The organism is Vibrio sinaloensis (genome assembly GCF_000808535.1).
Taxonomy (GTDB): domain Bacteria; phylum Pseudomonadota; class Gammaproteobacteria; order Enterobacterales; family Vibrionaceae; genus Vibrio; species Vibrio sinaloensis_D.
Window position 1 is genome coordinate 161,834 of record NZ_JWLV01000009.1, and the last position, 16,853, is coordinate 178,686.

Annotated in this window: 13 protein-coding genes; 7 read left to right on the top strand and 6 right to left on the bottom strand. The window is 48.5% G+C overall.

Annotated elements, in window-relative coordinates:
* Nucleotides 1-75 precede the first annotated feature (75 nt).
* Nucleotides 76-1,035 (bottom strand): glutarate dioxygenase GlaH, encoded by a 960-nt coding sequence (glaH, locus tag RJ47_RS06620; protein ID WP_039482553.1) that lies wholly within the window; start codon nt 1,033-1,035, stop codon nt 76-78.
* Nucleotides 1,036-1,201: 166 nt separating this feature from the next.
* On the opposite strand from glaH, the gene RJ47_RS06625 reads away from it, so the two are divergent.
* On the top strand, nt 1,202-2,095 hold the full coding sequence (locus RJ47_RS06625) for a LysR family transcriptional regulator (protein WP_039482555.1): 894 nt from the start codon (nt 1,202-1,204) through the stop codon (nt 2,093-2,095).
* A 96-nt stretch (nt 2,096-2,191) separates the two neighbouring features.
* Complete coding sequence (locus RJ47_RS06630) at nt 2,192-3,511, top strand: aspartate aminotransferase family protein (protein WP_052131346.1); 1,320 nt, start codon at nt 2,192-2,194, stop codon at nt 3,509-3,511.
* A 37-nt stretch (nt 3,512-3,548) separates the two neighbouring features.
* Here the strand turns inward: RJ47_RS06630 and RJ47_RS06635 are convergent, their stop codons facing one another.
* The 3 genes from RJ47_RS06635 to RJ47_RS06645 form a co-directional block, all read right to left on the bottom strand.
* Nucleotides 3,549-3,884 carry an ATPase gene (locus tag RJ47_RS06635; RefSeq protein ID WP_039482559.1) on the bottom strand — a complete coding sequence of 112 codons (336 nt, stop codon included), beginning with the start codon at nt 3,882-3,884 and terminating at the stop codon, nt 3,549-3,551.
* 9 nt (nt 3,885-3,893) lie between these two features.
* Nucleotides 3,894-6,266: a S8 family serine peptidase gene (locus tag RJ47_RS06640; RefSeq protein ID WP_039482563.1), complete on the bottom strand. Its 2,373-nt coding sequence runs from the start codon at nt 6,264-6,266 to the stop codon at nt 3,894-3,896.
* Between the two features lie 267 nt (nt 6,267-6,533).
* Nucleotides 6,534-8,222, bottom strand: a complete 1,689-nt coding sequence (locus RJ47_RS06645) for a class I SAM-dependent methyltransferase (protein WP_039482564.1) — start codon at nt 8,220-8,222, stop codon at nt 6,534-6,536.
* A 165-nt stretch (nt 8,223-8,387) separates the two neighbouring features.
* On the opposite strand from RJ47_RS06645, the gene RJ47_RS06650 reads away from it, so the two are divergent.
* Entirely contained in the window at nt 8,388-9,152 is a 765-nt protein-coding gene (locus RJ47_RS06650; RefSeq protein WP_038140001.1) for a 1-acylglycerol-3-phosphate O-acyltransferase, read from the top strand.
* 79 nt (nt 9,153-9,231) lie between these two features.
* Here the strand turns inward: RJ47_RS06650 and RJ47_RS06655 are convergent, their stop codons facing one another.
* Nucleotides 9,232-10,092, bottom strand: a complete 861-nt coding sequence (locus RJ47_RS06655) for an MBL fold metallo-hydrolase (protein WP_039482566.1) — start codon at nt 10,090-10,092, stop codon at nt 9,232-9,234.
* A 114-nt stretch (nt 10,093-10,206) separates the two neighbouring features.
* Between RJ47_RS06655 and RJ47_RS06660 the strand changes: the two genes are divergently transcribed.
* From RJ47_RS06660 to RJ47_RS06675, 4 genes are all read left to right on the top strand, one after another.
* Nucleotides 10,207-11,097, top strand: a complete 891-nt coding sequence (locus tag RJ47_RS06660) for a LysR family transcriptional regulator (RefSeq protein WP_039482567.1) — start codon at nt 10,207-10,209, stop codon at nt 11,095-11,097.
* A gap of 155 nt (nt 11,098-11,252) precedes the next feature.
* Entirely contained in the window at nt 11,253-12,278 is a 1,026-nt protein-coding gene (locus tag RJ47_RS06665; protein ID WP_231565939.1) for an alpha/beta hydrolase, read from the top strand.
* A 168-nt stretch (nt 12,279-12,446) separates the two neighbouring features.
* Entirely contained in the window at nt 12,447-13,733 is a 1,287-nt protein-coding gene (locus RJ47_RS06670; protein ID WP_038215357.1) for a hemolysin family protein, read from the top strand.
* An 84-nt stretch (nt 13,734-13,817) separates the two neighbouring features.
* Nucleotides 13,818-15,353: a bifunctional GNAT family N-acetyltransferase/carbon-nitrogen hydrolase family protein gene (locus RJ47_RS06675; protein WP_038139996.1), complete on the top strand. Its 1,536-nt coding sequence runs from the start codon at nt 13,818-13,820 to the stop codon at nt 15,351-15,353.
* 68 nt (nt 15,354-15,421) lie between these two features.
* Here the strand turns inward: RJ47_RS06675 and RJ47_RS06680 are convergent, their stop codons facing one another.
* Nucleotides 15,422-16,690 (bottom strand): O-acetylhomoserine aminocarboxypropyltransferase/cysteine synthase family protein, encoded by a 1,269-nt coding sequence (locus tag RJ47_RS06680; protein ID WP_039482568.1) that lies wholly within the window; start codon nt 16,688-16,690, stop codon nt 15,422-15,424.
* Between the last annotated feature and the right edge of the window lie 163 nt (nt 16,691-16,853).

The window sequence follows — 16,853 nt, forward strand, 5'->3', positions numbered from 1 at the left end:
TTGTTTATAGCGAAACGGCTTCACCACTCCCCAGCAAAGCCGTTTGACTATACGCCCCATTTCTGAGGCTAGCCGCTAACGCGTAAAGTGACCGCGTTGGCGTAACAGTTCACGCTTCAACCCTTCGTGTGCGACGAACTTATCGCGACCATGCAGCCAACAGTGGTTTTGTACCACCAGCATGCTGCCAACGTTGACACGAACATTGAAACAGTTGCTGTCACTCTCTAGTGACTCGCTCATCTGATGCAAATACAAACCTTGCTGCATGTTCTGTGGTTGAGCAAACTGGTCAATGAACAACATGTGCGGTTTACCATTCTTGTCCTCTTCAAAGAACACTGGATGCTCGATGGTGTAGCCAACGTTTTTACTCGGTGGCGCACCCCAAACAATGTTTTGCTTCGCCATTGGGTGATGATAAAAACGCTCAAGGTCTTGCCAATCATCCACATGAAGCAGCAGCGAATCCCCCATTTGCATGTTCTTCTCATCCATTTTCATCATCAGGACAAAATCGGTACGCTCATTCACGTAAGTGCCATCATTGTGCAGCTCCATACGACGATGCGCTTGACGCAAGTAACTATCGCTGTTGTCGTCATTTTTTACTGTGAAGCGCGCGTAATATTTGCCATACATGGCGTCGAAGTTAGGAACACCGATAAGGTGAGAAATCGCAGTGGATAAGATGACAAAGAAGTCGCGCTGCTCATCACTGTCTTCAAATGCCGCTTTCACTTCTTCAGACGGCTCCAGTAGAAACGCGCCAGTTTCACGATCTTCCATCGTTTCGACTAAGAACTTACCAAGTTGATAATCACACGCTTTGTCCAATGCATCAGCCACTGCAAAGCGGAGAAATGGCTTGTATTCCAACGATTGCAAATTGTAGTTTTGGATTAAATCGCCAAAGGCATCCAAGGTTTCTTTGGCTAACGTCACCACTTGTAAACGTGGGCTTTCTGGGTGCAAAGAGATGGTAAACCCGCTACGTTCTTCGACGTTTTGATTAAGAACCTTCGCAATGTTCATTGTTTCACTTCCTTATTTGGCTGAGCAGCAAATCTGCCGTTGTCGTCATTTGTTGTTTTGGCTAAGCGTCGACACTTGAGTTAACAAAACTATAACGATTGCGAGATCATATTAACAATATATGGTATGTATAGTTTTCATATACAAAATAGATAGTGAGTTAATAATGGATCTCAAACGCTTGCACTATTTCAATCAACTGGCCAAGACCGGTAACTTCACCAAGGCGGCGGATCAGCTAGGGATTGCGCAGTCCGCTTTAAGTACTAGTATCAAAAAACTTGAGCAGCAGCTCGGTCTAAAACTGGTGAACCGCACCGAACGACAAATGAGCCTGACCGCCGAAGGCCAAGTGCTACTGCGCCACGCCAAAATCATTTTGGAAGATGTCGAACAAGCGGAAAAAGAGCTCCAAGAGCTCAAAGGGCTGACAAGCGGAGTGATCAAGTTTGGTGCCCCGGCAATGCTCGCCTCTTACTTTCTGCCCGATGCGTTAGAGCAGTTCAAAAAAGCCTACCCTGGTATTCAAATCAACATTCACGAGGCAGGGACTGCAACATTGGCACAAATGCTGGTTAACGGTGAGCTTGACTTAGCCCTTATTCGCGGCGACCGCGAGCACGAACAAATCCGCCAAAGTTTGCTCGCTCAAGATCAAATCGCCGCTTGTGTGCCTATCTCTCACCCTTTCGCAAAGCGCAGCGCCATCACCCTTGATGAGTTTTGCCAACAACCTTTAGTGCTGTTTAAAAACGGCTATTTTTTGCGTGAAACGGTGAACAGCTATTGCCAGCAAAACAAGCTCACCCCGCAAGTGCATTTTGAGACCAATCTCCCTGAACTACTCAAATCCATGGTTAGGCGACAAGTAGGAATTGGCACCTGCCTGCCCATTTTGGTCGCCGATGATCCCGAGCTAAAAGCGATCCCATTTGACCCGCCGATCCCTTTGCAACTGGGCATTGGTTGGAAATCGAGCCACTATCTATCGACCGCCGCAAAAGCCTTTGTCGATTTTCTCCAAGGCACGATAAAGCAAAGCGACACAGAGAAAGTTTGATGCCTCTAAACCTTTATATTTATCGCGCGTGATTTTACCGCCCTACTGGCATCGATAACATCTCTGCAACATTAACAACCGCAGAGCTTGTCGAACATGGAAAGAAAAGTCAGTTACGATGCCTTCTGGATGCCATTTACCGCGAACCGCGATTTCAAACAGAACCCTCGTATCATTAATCGAGCTGAAGGCATGTATTGCTACTCAGACCAAAATACCCAACTGCTTGACGCTACCGCCGGCCTTTGGTGTGTCAACGCTGGTCATGGACGCAAAGAAATTGGCGAGGCGATGGCAAAACAAGTGGCCGAGTTGGATTACAGCTCGCCGTTTAACTTTGGTCACGACATTGGGTTTGAGTTCGCCGAACGATTGGTTAAATACACACCGCCGGGGCTAAACAAAGTCTTCTTTACTAACTCTGGTTCTGAAGCCGTCGAAAGCGCACTAAAAATCGCACTGGCTTACCAACAAGCCAAAGGCAACACCGGAAAATTCAAATTGATTGGTCGCGAGCTTGGCTACCATGGCGTGAACTTTGGCGGCATTTCTGTGGGAGGTTTAACACCAAACCGCAAAGGCTTTGGCCCACTGCTGCCAACCGACCATCTGGATCATACGCTCGATATTGAACGTAACGCCTTTAGCCGCGGCCTGCCTGAACATGGGGTAGAAAAAGCCGAGCAACTTGAAAGACTCATTCAGTTCCATGGCGCAGACTCCATCGCAGCCGTGATTGTTGAACCTATCTCAGGAGCGGGCGGTGTTATCCTCCCGCCAAAGGGTTATCTGCGCCGTTTACGCGAAATCTGTACTCAACACGATATTGTTTTGATTTTCGATGAAGTGATTACCGGATGGGGACGCCTTGGCTCTGCATTCGCGGCCGAGGAGTTTGATGTAATTCCTGATTTGATTACCTCTGCGAAAGGCATCAGCAGTGGCGTTGTGCCGCTCGGCGCGGTGTTCGCTCAAGACGAGATCTATCAAACGGTCGTCAACAGTGCCCCTGAAGGCAGCGTTGAGTTCTTCCATGGTTACACCTATTCCGGTCATCCGGTGGCTTGTGCGGCGGGTTTGGCGACGCTCGATATCTACGAACAGGAAGGGCTACTTAATAGAGCCAGTGGTGAAATCGGTCAATACTTTGAGCAAGGCCTGCACTCACTAAAAGGGGTCGGCTCTATCGTCGACATTCGTAACTATGGCTTGATTGGCGCAGTACAGTTTGCCCAACCCGCTCATGGTAAGCCGATTGGTTTCGATATTTTGAAGCGTTGTTATGACAAGGGCGTTATGGTGCGCAGCATGGGTAATACCATCGCCTTGTCGCCGCCGCTTATCATCGAAAAACAGCACATCGATGTTATCGTCGACACCCTTGGTCAAGTCGCCAAAGAACTGCCAAGCGAATAGACAAGAGACAAAAAACGCCCCAAACGGGGCGTTTTGCTTATTGAGAGTACAAACTGCGGATGGGCTCAGGCTCAATGTAATCAATGAACTCACTACTGATGAGTTGATCGAGCTTATCTTTGCTCCCCTTCACCACAAACACCTCTTGCTTGCTCAGGGTTTCCACAATTTCCAGTTGATGTTGCTGAAGAAGCGCACGCGCTTGCCCTTCTTTTTCTGGATAATACTTCACAAAGAAACGAGGCATTTGCTGCTCAGCCTCTGCGACACGGTCATCCACCGGAGGAAACGCCGAGTTTCCCGCGACAACCAATGTCGTTACACCACCAGCAAGCACCATAAACAGCCCACTTGCCACGATTTGCTTCTTCATATTGACTCCTTACTGAAAGGATAGTGTCCAACTGTTGATCGTACCGGTATCTTGGCGAGCACTGTCGACTGCTTTAAGCTCCCACTTACCTTTGGACTCAAAACCAGTGAAATCCACTTGGTAGCTGGTGTTAATATCGTTTGCCGAACCACCCGTATTTTCGTGCAGCACCACTTGACCGCCAGTTGGCGACGTCAGCGTCACTTTAAGATCACCAATGTAGCTGTGGCTAATATCAACATCAATCGAAACCGTGCCTGAATCGCCCGAGCGCAAAACATCAATATCGCTAACAACACCTAACGCACTGTTATCTGGGATGCTCACCGCGTTGGTATTGCTGTAGCTTGATGGCACTTCACCACCAGAGTTGCCACCGCTCGCGCTGCCATTGTGAGTTGCCGTTAACGTCGCACCAGAATAAGCAGAGTAACCATCAATCAGAACTTGATAAGTGCCTGCTGACGTCACATTCAGCGTACAGCTCTCGTTGTTACCACTTTCCCATGAACGACAATCGTAAGTGCGCGTTGTTGGCGTGCCTTCAAAGCGTACGTACATATCTGCATCACCACTGCCGCCTGCTAGCGTAAAGCTGGCTTGTGTGGCATCGGCTGGAACGTCAAAGGTAAATAAGATGCCTGATTTAGATGCGCCTGATAGCGGACCTTTTGCAACACCGTTTTCCAGAACATTGTCCGTTTGACCACCATCTGGACCATTACAGCCCGCGTCTAAATAGGTCTTGGCGGCATCAGCATTCACTAGACCATAACCAGTGCGGTTATCACGACCTGCGACATCAATATCCGTCGCACTCGCGGTTAGCGCTTTACGCACTTGCTGCGCGGTACAGGTTGGGTGGTAGCTCCATACCAAGCCTGCAACACCCGCCACGTGCGGCGTTGCCATTGATGTACCGTTGTAGTACTCGTAATCTTCCCCTGTCGTCGTCGATACCGTCACTTCTTGACCTACTTGGCCAGCTAGCTCAAGACCAAACGCTCGGTCAACCGTAACCGACACCAAGCGGTAGCGATCGTAATCATCGAGTACAAATGGGTTCTGTAAACCTGGCAAGTCAGCGTTACTGTAAACAATCGCCGCTTTCGCCCCCGCGTTGTAACACGCTTTGACAGGATCGATTTCCGGGCGCACGCCGCTACGTTGGTTTTCGATACGTTCAGTCAAACAGACTTTGTCGCTCATATCACCACAGTTGTAACTGCCCGATGAGATATCACAACTTGCCAGCGCACCAGTCACGCTGCCAGCAACAGGATCCGACACGTAGCTGCCCGATGTTTTGCTCTTACGGTTATGCGGCACCACACCGCGATCAAAGTTGCTCACACCGCCGATGGTAATGTCAGAAAGCACACCCTCGCCTACCGTAACGGTCGACAGTACCGCCACACCCGGAGCTGCGATGTCGACTTGGTCAGTCGCTTGAGAGAAGGCCGCGTGATCGTTGTTGGTATCGACCGCTGCAACTGACATCACCGCATCGTAAGATGCAGGATAGCTGTGTGCGGTATTACCAGAGTTACCCGCCGCCGCGATCAGCAACACACCTTGGTCATACAGATCTTGCAACGCGTTTTGTTCCGTGCGGCTCGACTGACTGCCCCCTAGGCTCATGTTGACCACATCGGCATTGTTGTCCGCACAGGTTTGAATCGCTTTAACTAGGCTTGACGAGTAGCCCCAACCCGATTCATTGAACACTTTTACAATGTGCAGATTAACGTTTTGATTTGGCATCACGCCTTTCACACCTTCCGTGTTAGCGATAGCCGCGATGGTGCCCGCAACGTGAGTGCCGTGCGCATTGTTATTACCTGGAGAACTCCAAGAGCCCGTGCCGCTGTCGTTAGTTCCAGTCACACGGTTACCGCTCAAATCGTTGTGGCTCAGATCGTAGCCCGAGTCGATAATACACACAGTGCGATTACCCGCATTGGCGTCACTAAGAAGCTGCGCGTTCACCGCGTTAAAACCCCATGGCGTTGTCTCACTCAGTAGGTAGCGCGGCGGATCCACCTCGACATACTCGACTTGTGCATTGCCACGTAGGTTAGACACTTCACTGTCATCCATCTCAACGCTGTAAATCGTGTCTGAGCCTAGCCTTTCAACCTGACGTGCTTGCACCGCTTGCAGTACATTTTCACGCACCTCTGTTGGGGCCATTAAAGCCTCACCTGAGCGTGAAAATGGCACTGGCGCATCTTCCTTGAATTTAACGATGTATTTGGTTGGCAAGTCTGCCTCATTGAACCCCATCAGTGGTGCTGCGTTGACTGCTGATGTACTGGCCAAAGCCACTGCGATTGTTGAAAGGGCAAATAAGCCCTTGGTTTTATTATTAATGTTGTGCATCTGCTCGTTTCCTTATTGAGCTATTTTTATTCACTTTTTTGCTATGTCTAGTCATTAAAGCTGACTATGCATAAGCGCTTTAGCTATAAGGCAGATTGATAAAATCACCAAAAATTTATAGAGCAAATGCACTATATCCAGACTGAATATCACCAAATAAATAAAAAGAGTGAACACTCAATAGAAAAATAAGGCGTTAAAAAGCAATTACTTAGTAGCGCTAAAAGTGGGTAAATATGAACAAAGTGGGCTCAGGAGAGACGTTTATTACCACTCATTGACGAGTAAGCGGCTTTTCACGCCGCGGATTTGGAGTCCCATCGCATCAAAGACTTCCTCGAAGTCGCGACACTGAGGTGGAATATTGGGTAGAGACAAGGAGGCCTCTGAGAAAAATCGCGTTTGGTCGTTCGGAGAATCCCAAGCCGTTTGCCACCAGCTGACAATACGATGCTTAGAGTCCGACAAACGTTTCTTGGCAGGCAGTCGATCTTTTTTATCTAGGTTTTCTTTTGCTGTGGTTGGAACAAGGTTCCATCTGTCATTATTTGGCCAATGGGCGAACGGCAAACAGTGATCAACGTGATACCCTTTTGCCAGACTCGAACCACTCCACACACTGCGCACATCGATATCGGCAACTCGCAGCTCATCAACCCTGCTTCTGACATCTTTAGTATCGTGGACTTTATCCAGCCATACCAAGCAGTCATGATAGGTTTGCAGCGTGATGTTTCGCTCTTGATTGCGACTAAATCGCTGCATCTCCATGATCCATTGATTGACTACCAGAGGTTCAATCCACGCATGGTAAAGTCGGAAACAGTCCCAAAGACTCTCATCTAAGGTAAGTACGCCATAGCTTTGCAAAAACTGACTATCGATGAGGCAAGAATCAGATTTCTTGGGCGTTTTTCGATGGATGTGGAAGTAAGGATTGGAAATATCGCCGTGGTAGGTGAATTTAACAGGGCCACTCTTTAATGTGCTGATGGTGTCACGAATTGCTTTATCTAATGCTTTAGCCTCGTCATTGATAAAAAGCGCCCCAATCGCCAAATCATCCGCCGACAAGTGTGCGAGTTTACCCCAACCATCAGGCTTCACAAAACCCAAACCTTTCGACACATCGGAGCTTTGCTGAAGGTTTTCTTTATCGATCAGACGTTTAAACTGGCGAATCCAATACAAAGCCACTAACCCCAACGGAATGGCTACTTTCCCTTCAGAGCGGTCAACCACCGCACCAGAATGCGCATCTGCAATCCGTAAAATTGTCCTTAACAGTGCTAACTTATACGTCGCCGATTTGCTGTCATTGACGATAATGTGGCGCACTTTGTTCAAATCACCAGAACCGTCATCAGGCAGTGTTAAAACAACCGTCTGCCACCACACATCTTGACGGCGCATTTGGTCATCACTGTCTGAAATCTCTCGCACGAGTAAGGCGCTGTTTATCGCGAGCCTTTCTAACTCCTCAACAGAAACAGGAAAGCTTTTACGCGTATCATCAAACTCACCATGACGAAGTGAAACCACCAACTTACCATTTGGTGCCAGCAAATTAGACAGTTTTCGAAACGCGCGCTCTCTGTGGCTGGGTGCCAAATGCATCCAAACGGCACTGACCAAAATCAGATCAAAACGCATCCCGAGATTTTGTGTCGCCGTTAACTCTGGCAGGGCGTCATCCAGCCATGTCACAGAGTGCCCCGTAAACTGATTGCCCAACTCTCTCAATGAATGACAAGGCTCAATCGCAATGACCTCACAACCTTGCTCTGCCATCCACTTCGCATCTCTTCCGCTTCCAGCGCCAACATCAAGCACCTTGTCGCCTGTCAATGGCCAGAAAGACTGCCAACTTTGATGCACGCGTTCAAACGCCACCGATTGGTATTGCTCCATCAGTTGGTTGGCATTTTGTTCGTAAAAAGAGAGAGTTGAAGACATAAATCAACATTGGTGATTAAACTCGTTGCATCATAAATCGCTTCAAAAGTGATTACCACCGACAGCTCTCAGAAAAATTGTTGCAATTTCGTTAAATAGAATTAAAACTCTAATCTTATTCCAATCCATGCGTTCTACTCGCCTAGAGCCCAGAAGGAGTTAGCTGTGCTTGCTGTTCTACGTTTAATCTTGGCTGCGGTTTTTGTGGTGTTTACCACCCTATTCGCCCTGATCTATTGTTTGTTTAGTCCAAGGAACCCAAAACACGTCTATTTCTTTTGCCGCTGGTTCAATCAACTGCACAAGATCGTGGGCTTAACGCTCATCCAAAGAGGATTAGAAAACGCGCCAACGCCAAAAAACAGTGTCTATATTTCCAACCACCAAAGCGTGTTTGATTTTGTTACGGATCCCGGAATGCTAAGACCTAGGGCGGTCTCTCTGGGTAAGCGCGATCTGCTGTGGATTCCTTTTTTTGGACAGCTTTATTGGATTACCGGCAATATTTTGATCAACCGAGAAGACAAATCCAAAGCGCGGGACACCATCAAGCAAGTCGCCGAGGCAATTCACCAGCGTGACTTATCGGTGTGGGTCTATCCGGAAGGGACGCGCAGTAAAGGGCGAGGTTTGCTTCCGTTTAAAACGGGGGCGTTTCGTATGGCCATTGAAGCTGGCGTGCCAATTACCCCTATGTGCACCAGCACCACGCATAACAAGATCCAGCTTAATCGCGCCAACAACGGCATTGTCATCACCGAAATGTTAGCGCCCATTGATGTCTCAAACTATGAGCTACAAGATGCTCGTGCACTCGCCGATCACTGCCATCAACTTATGGCTGAAAAGATCGCGCAACTGGATGCGGAAGTCGCGCAATTAGAGGCTCAGGCGGCCAATCATAAAGAGAGCCCAAACCGCTTCGTTTGAGGGAATCTAAGGTTAGCTCACACGTATCAAATGAATGTTCAGTCAGTGGACTCGCCGCTGACTGAACATAGAGTACCCGTTACCAACTCGCTTCTTTCATGTGAACTTTAGCGCCAAGCTCTAGGCTAAAATCGGAACCGAACTGAGGGTAATGCTTTACCATCGCGTCGATCACCTCTGCGCTATTATCACTGCCCTTCTTCGCCGCTTCAAAACGTTCAATCCATGTATGAGTAAACGAAATCGTGCTTGCATCAAGCTTGCCGTCTTCCATCATATGACCCGGCACCACCAGCTTAGGTTTAAGGGCTTGCATCTCTTCAAGCTGAGTTAGCCAAGCATCCACTTCTTGCTGAGATTGGGTGTCTGCCATCCATACGTGCATGCCTTGCACAATGCCCACGTTGCCTAAGATGGCTTTCTCGCTCGGTACCCATAAGTAAGGGCGATGAGCAAGCACACCTTCGGCATCGCGAATCTCGATAATTTTGTTGTCTACCGTAATCTGACGCGCATTAATCGCAGTTGGTAGCTTAGGATTCTCTGGCGCATTTAACCCCATTTTTGGCCCCCAGAAGCTCACTTTGGTTTCGAGCTTTTTGGCAATCGCCTCTCGAACCGCCGGAGTGGTGATCACGTTCGCTTCAGGGAATATCTCAAGCAGCTGAGACGCGCCAAAATAGTAGTCAGGATCCGCTTGGCTGATGAATATTGTTTTCAATGGTTTGCCCGCATCCATCACTTTGGCCGCAATACGCAATGCATCGGCACGAGTAAAGCCGGTATCAATCAGCAGCGTTTCCGTCTCGCCGATAACAAGCGTCGATGTCACGTTAAAGCTGTTCTCGTCGGCGTTGTAGACGTCAAACGTAAGATCGCCTTTCGCCATGGCCGCCTGAGAGGTCGCAAGGAGTAGTGCTAAAGTGGTGATGTTTTTCATAGTCTGTGTCCTAATTCGAAGGTTTTCTGTTCAGTCGCCGTCATAGTAGCGACTGGTTTTATTTCGAAATAGAGCCTATTCTTTGCATCATTATTTCTTAATTCGAGCAAGTAAATGGATAAACTGACCGCCGCTAAAGTGATGCTAGACGTCGCTCAAACAGAAAGTTTTACTGCCACAGCCGAAAGGCTAGAGATGTCTCGGCCTATGGTGACTCGCTACGTGGAAGCAGCTGAAAACTGGTTGGGCGCACGCTTGCTACAGCGCACTACAAGAAAAGTCTCTTTAACCAGCGCAGGAGAGCAGTTGCTACCGAACTTGCAGCACTGGGTTGAGCAAGCACAACAAATGGAAGAGAGCTTGATGCCATCGCAAGCCGTCACAGGTTACGTGCGCTTGTCGGTGAGTATGTCTTTTGGATTTTCCCAATTGATGCCTGCACTGCAAGCATTTCGCCAACGCTACCCCGGCATTAAGCTAGACATTGATGCCCAAGATCGCGCGGTAGATATGGTGGCAGAGCGCATTGATTTGGCCATTCGCACCACCAATGAGCCTAACCCTGCTTTGATTGGTCGTCCGTTTTCAGTGTGCTATTCAAAGCTGGTGGCCGCGCCCGAGTATTTGGCCTGCCATGATCCAATTACTCACCCTCAAGACTTAACGCATCACGCTTGTTTGGGCTATAAGAATTTTGGTCGTCAGATCTGGCAGCTCACACAAGGAGAACAGCAACACGATGTCGAGGTAAGCTGTGACGTGACCGCCAATGAAGCAACGGTGTTACTGCATGGCTCTTTGGCGGGCTTGGGCATCTCGATGCAGCCGGACTACTTGGCTCAAGAGTGGATTGACCAAGGCAAACTGGTTTGGGTGTTGCCAGAATGGCAGTTGATGACGTTGCAAATGTACTTACTTTATCCGTCACGCAAACATCTCTCACCGCCGGTACGAGCGCTGATCGACTTTATCATCGACCACTTTAAAACACGCAGCTCACAGTAATCGAATACGAGCGCTTCTCTGGGTCTCACAGAATCAATATGACAAACAACGCAATTACCTAAAGATATTGTTTGGTTTCCAATTTTTGTGACAGCAGGATTACTGCGACACCTTCCACAATTAAGCTGTGAAAAACCAACAATAAAGGTGTGGCTATGAGTGATATGAGCAGCAATTTTGTTATCTGTGTTCGCAACGTAAAAGGCAAAGGGGAACAGGCAGAGTTTGGTAATGAGCCTGGGACAACCCGTTACTTGGAAGTACCTGATGGGCAGTCCCCTCACCCTCAACAACACAGACTGACACGAACCGAGTGGCTAGAACGCTTGTTAGTGAGGGCCCGCACAGGCCAGCACGACACCATTGAGAAGTCGCCCGTTTCAGGCTACACCATTGGCGATATTCTTATCTTTGTTCACGGGTACAACAATTCGATTACCGCCATCATGCATCGCCATGACTTGCTGCAAAAAAGGTTGCGAGAGGTTGGATATAAAGGCGCCATCGTGAGCTTCGATTGGCCAAGTGCGCAATGCACCCTTAACTACGCTGAAGATCGCTGCGACGCCAAGCAGACCGCACTAAAGTTAGTCAAAGACGGTATCGTAGTGTTAGCGAAAAACCAACTGGAGCAAGACAGAAACCACTGCGATATTGATGTTCACCTGCTTGGTCATTCCACTGGCGCTTACGTCATTCGTGAGGCCTTTTATGAAGCCAAGTTCGATCGCTATTTGCAACGCATTAAATGGAACGTTAGCCAAATCGCTTTGATTGGTGGCGATATCGCACGTAAATCCACGCACCGAAAAGATGGCAAGTCTCAAGCCCTCTTTGAACACGCCATTCGTATCACCAACTACCAAAATCCGCACGACAACGCACTGAAGATCTCGAACATTAAACGACTCGGTGCCGCCCCGAGAATCGGCCGAGTGGGTCTTGATGACAGCGCGCCTGACAACTTGGTCAATGTCCGAGTGGATCGTCACTGGAAGCAACTCGACGAAGATAAAAGCGCCGTTCACCCTGATGCCAATTGGACACATTCTTGGCATTTTGACGACAAACAGTTTGCTCGCGATCTGCTGTTTACTCTGCAAGGGGATGTTGACCGAGCCAGTATCGAGACTCGTGAAAAGATCGATGGTGAGTTGCACCTCAAAGTGAGCGAGCAATAAATTAAGTTCGACCTGCCGACCACAAGGCAGGTCGAAACTTGGCTCAAACTTTCAATCAGAATATCCTATCGTCACCGTAAAAATATTTAGCGTTATCGTGGACTTATTGCCTATCTTTTATAGGTTGCTCTCGTTATCCTGACGACGTGTTTATTACTGGAACAATCAATGGATATTTTCATACTGGTGGGGCTTATCACCCTTAACGGCATTTTTGCCATGTCAGAACTGGCGCTCGTCGCAGCAAAATCGAGCCGCTTGAAAAAGCTCGCTGAAACGCAACCCTCCGCACAACTCGCATTAGAGCTAAAGAACAACCCAACCCGATTCCTCTCTACAATTCAAATCGGTATTACCGCGATCGGTATTTTGAGCGGTATTTTCGGTGAGGCGACCTTATCTGCCCCATTTGCAATTTGGTTGACATCACAAGGGCTTGAAGCCGAACTCGCTGCTATTGTTGCGACCGCGAGTGTGGTTATTTTGATCACCTACTTCGCCATTGTGGTCGGTGAGTTGGTACCGAAACGCTTCGCGCAAAGAAACGCCGAATACATCGCGGTGATCGTGGCTTACCCTATCCACTGGTTGGCGATTTTGACCACTCCGTTTGTGGTGCTACTAAGCCGCTCGACCGACGCTCTGTTAACGCTGCTGCGTCAAAACGGAGATGACAGCGATCAAGTCACAGAAGAAGACATCGTCGCCTTGGTGACAGAAGGGTCTGAGTCTGGAGCCATTGAACCGCAAGAGCAGCAAATGATCAGCAATCTGCTCCACCTAAATGACCGCTTAGCGACGTCACTAATGACGCCGCGCTGCGATATTGAATATCTGGATGTCAGCCAACCGATTGAACAAGTTCTCAAACAGATGCGTCAGACTCAGCATTCCGTTTGGCCTTTGGTCCACGGCAGTTTAGATAACATCATAGGAACGATTTCATCCAAAGTGCTGCTCGATCAATATGACGAGCTCTCCATCACCACCTTAGTGAAACAAGCTCGCCGACCACGTTATGTGCCAGAGTCAATCAAAGGCTTACCACTGCTGAACGATATGCAGAAAAGCAACAGTGAGATGGCATTTATCGTCGACGAATACGGCGATGTTCAAGGCTTAGTTACCCACTACGATTTGCTCGAATCGATTGCTGGCGAGCTGGGCATGACTCCACTGCACTCGTGGGCAAAACAGCAACATGATGGCAGTTGGTGGATGGATGCCTTGATTCCACTCAATGAGCTTAAGCATCGCTTAGAAATCAGTGTCATTGAGGGAGAAGAGACTGAAGGCTTCCAAACTCTGAACGGATTGTTGACTTGGATGATCGGTCGAGTACCAGACGTTGGCGAGTGCATTCGCTATCAAGAATGGCAGTTTGAGATCATCAAGGTCGATAACAACCGGATTCTTCAGGTCAAAGCGACGCGAGCCGAACCCCTCCCTGAGTAACGCCTTTCCTTCATTCAGGCTCATTAAGCATTGAGCCTGAATGTGTTAGGCTTATGTTAATGCTGTAAAAATTGGAACACTGTTATGGACAACACGACGCCAAAACTTTCTCTACGAACCATCGAGAAAGAGGACTACCCAGAAATTGCCGAGCTCATGGATCTCGTCTTCCCAGATGTTGGAGGCGCTTGGCCACGCAGTACCATCATGGAATTGATTCGCCAGTTCCCTGATGGGCAAGTGTGTATCGAGGATAATGGAAAGATCGTTGGCGCCGCTCTGACTATCAAAGTCGACTACAATCGCTTCTCTTTGCCGCACGTTTACACCGACATCATTGATGAAAACAATGTCATCCAAAACAACCCGAAAGGCGATGCCATGTATGGTTTGGATGTCTTCGTTCACCCAGATTATCGCGGGCTCAGATTAGGACGCCGTCTCTACGACGCACGTAAAGAGTTATGTCGCAGTAAAAACTTTAAAGCGATTCTCACAGGCGGCCGTATTCCTAATTATCAGGAGCACGCTGATTCACTGACGGTGCCAGAATACATCGACAAAATAAAACGTCGTGAGCTGCATGATCCTATCTTGTCGTTCCAACTAGCGAACGATTTCGACGTCAAGCGCTTGATGCGCAACTACCTGCCTGAAGACGACGCCTCGCAAGGTTACGCGACCTTGCTTGAGTGGGATAACTTCTTTTATGAAGAAGACATTCAGTCTGTACACGATATCGAAAAGACGTTAGTTCGCATTGGGGTGGTGCAATGGCAAATGCGCGCCATGCGAGACTTGGATGACTTGATGGATCAAGCGGAGTTCTTTGTTACCTCGCTATCTAACTACAAAGCGGACTTCGCTCTCTTCCCCGAATTTTTTAATGCACCGCTGATGGGGATGCAAAAAGGTCAAAACTCTGTAGAGGCGATTCGCTTCCTTGCCCAATTTAGTGAAGAGATCAAAAACCGATTTTCACAAATGGCGGTGACCTACAACATCAACATCATCGCGGGTAGCGTGCCAGTACTGGAGAATGACAAGCTCTACAATGTCTCTTACTTGTTGCAGAGAGATGGGCACATCGAGGCGCAATATAAAATCCACATTACCCCTCATGAAGAGAAAGATTGGGTTATTGATGGTGGAGACAACGTCAAAGTGTTCGAAACCGACGCGGGTCGAATTGGTATTTTGATTTGTTACGACAGCGAATTTCCGGAACTTGGCCGCATGATGGCAGAGCAAGGCGTGCAGATCATTTTTGTCCCATTCTGGACAGACACCAAAAATGGTTATCAACGAGTCAGAATCTGTTCTCAAGCAAGGGCAATTGAAAACGAATGTTATGTGGCAATTGGTGGTAGTGTGGGCAACCTACCGCGTGTGGACAACGTTGATATTCAGTACGCGCAATCGGCGGTTTTCTCACCTTCTGATATCTACTTCCCCCACGATGCCACGCTCACAGAGGCCAGTGCCAACACCGAGATGATCATCTTTGCCGATGTCGATCTTACTAAGCTCAAGCAGCTCAATACCGAAGGCTCGGTCACCAACCTGAAACACCGACGTCATGATATTTATGGCTCTTTCATCAAGCCAACCAACGAGTAACCCAAAGGTCACTAGGGTGAAATAAAAAACGGCGCTGAGAGTTCAGCGCCGTTTGCTGTTTATGACCGTTAAGCGTTTAAGGCTTGCTCTAGATCGGCGATGATGTCATCTATGTGCTCAATGCCGACTGACAGGCGAATCATCTCTGGTGAAACGCCCGCTTGTTTTTGCTCCGCCTCACTCAATTGACGGTGCGTGGTAGACGCAGGGTGACAAGCTAATGATTTAGCATCACCAATGTTGACCAAACGCTTGAAGATTTGCAGCGCATCATAGAAGCTGACGCCAGCGTCATAGCCACCTTTCAAACCAAACGAGAGAATCGCAGACGGCTTGCCCTTCATATATTTTTCCGCCAATGGGTAGAACTCGGAGCTCGGTAATCCCGCGTAGCTCACCCAGCTGACTTTGTCGTGCTGCTCAAGGTACTGCGCCACTTTCAAGGCGTTTTCTGTGTGTCGTTCCATGCGCAAAGATAAGGTCTCTAAACCTTGCATCAACATGAACGCATTCATTGGCGACAACGCCGCACCGGTATTTCTTAACGGAACCGTGCGCGCACGACCAATAAACGCCGCCTCACCGAATGCCTCAGTGTAGACCACGCCATGATACGAAGGCTCTGGTTGATTAAAGACTGGGAATCGTTCTTTGTGCTCTGCCCATGGGAACTTGCCGGAATCGATAATAATGCCGCCTAGCGTGGTGCCATGGCCGCCTACGTATTTAGTCAATGAGTGAACAACAATATCCGCACCAAACTCTATCGGTTTGCACAGTGCAGGAGTGGCTACAGTATTATCAACAATCACAGGGACGCCTTGTGCGTGCGCCAACTCCGCCACTCGCTCTAGATCAATGATATTGCCAGCGGGGTTGCCGATACTTTCACAGTACACCGCTTTGGTATTCTCATCGATAAGTTCAGCCAAACTTTCCGGCTTATCGTCTTTGGCAAATTTCACCTTGATGCCTTGGTTTGGCAGCATGTGGGCAAACAACGTGTAGGTACCACCATAAAGCTGCGGCGTTGAGACGATATTATCCCCCGCTTGTGCCAGCGTAAGAATGGCATAGTTAATCGCGGCGCTGCCTGCACTAACAACCAAACCCGCAATTCCGCCTTCTAGGGCCGCCATGCGTTTTTCCAACACGTCGTTGGTTGGGTTCATGATTCGAGTGTAGATATTGCCTGGGACTTCGAGGTTAAATAGGTCAGCACCATGTTGTGCATTGTCAAACTCGTAGGCAACCGTTTGATAGATGGGCGTCGCGACTGATTTGGTGGTTGGGTCTGTCTCATAGCCAAAATGGATAGATAGCGTTTCGTCTTTCATGCGCTTTCCTTGCTTGTTATCGGTGAAATAGTGTCCAACCAATTAACCCGATAAAAACCAAGCATGCTGATTATTAATGCAAATATGGGCGGTGAATCACATTCATTGTTTTATGCACCTTGAGACTGTGCTCATAAATCCTGCAAACGGTCGACAGAACAAT

Coding starts and splice junctions, on each gene's coding strand:
- RJ47_RS06660 (WP_039482567.1), top strand. CDS start 10,207: ATGGATAAACTGACCGCCGCTAAAGTGATGCTAGACGTCGCTCAAACA.
- RJ47_RS06675 (WP_038139996.1), top strand. CDS start 13,818: ATGGACAACACGACGCCAAAACTTTCTCTACGAACCATCGAGAAAGAG.
- RJ47_RS06655 (WP_039482566.1), bottom strand. CDS start 10,092: ATGAAAAACATCACCACTTTAGCACTACTCCTTGCGACCTCTCAGGCG.
- glaH (WP_039482553.1), bottom strand. CDS start 1,035: ATGAACATTGCGAAGGTTCTTAATCAAAACGTCGAAGAACGTAGCGGG.
- RJ47_RS06640 (WP_039482563.1), bottom strand. CDS start 6,266: ATGCACAACATTAATAATAAAACCAAGGGCTTATTTGCCCTTTCAACA.
- RJ47_RS06635 (WP_039482559.1), bottom strand. CDS start 3,884: ATGAAGAAGCAAATCGTGGCAAGTGGGCTGTTTATGGTGCTTGCTGGT.
- RJ47_RS06630 (WP_052131346.1), top strand. CDS start 2,192: ATGGAAAGAAAAGTCAGTTACGATGCCTTCTGGATGCCATTTACCGCG.
- RJ47_RS06665 (WP_231565939.1), top strand. CDS start 11,253: ATGAGTGATATGAGCAGCAATTTTGTTATCTGTGTTCGCAACGTAAAA.
- RJ47_RS06645 (WP_039482564.1), bottom strand. CDS start 8,222: ATGTCTTCAACTCTCTCTTTTTACGAACAAAATGCCAACCAACTGATG.
- RJ47_RS06670 (WP_038215357.1), top strand. CDS start 12,447: ATGGATATTTTCATACTGGTGGGGCTTATCACCCTTAACGGCATTTTT.
- RJ47_RS06625 (WP_039482555.1), top strand. CDS start 1,202: ATGGATCTCAAACGCTTGCACTATTTCAATCAACTGGCCAAGACCGGT.
- RJ47_RS06680 (WP_039482568.1), bottom strand. CDS start 16,690: ATGAAAGACGAAACGCTATCTATCCATTTTGGCTATGAGACAGACCCA.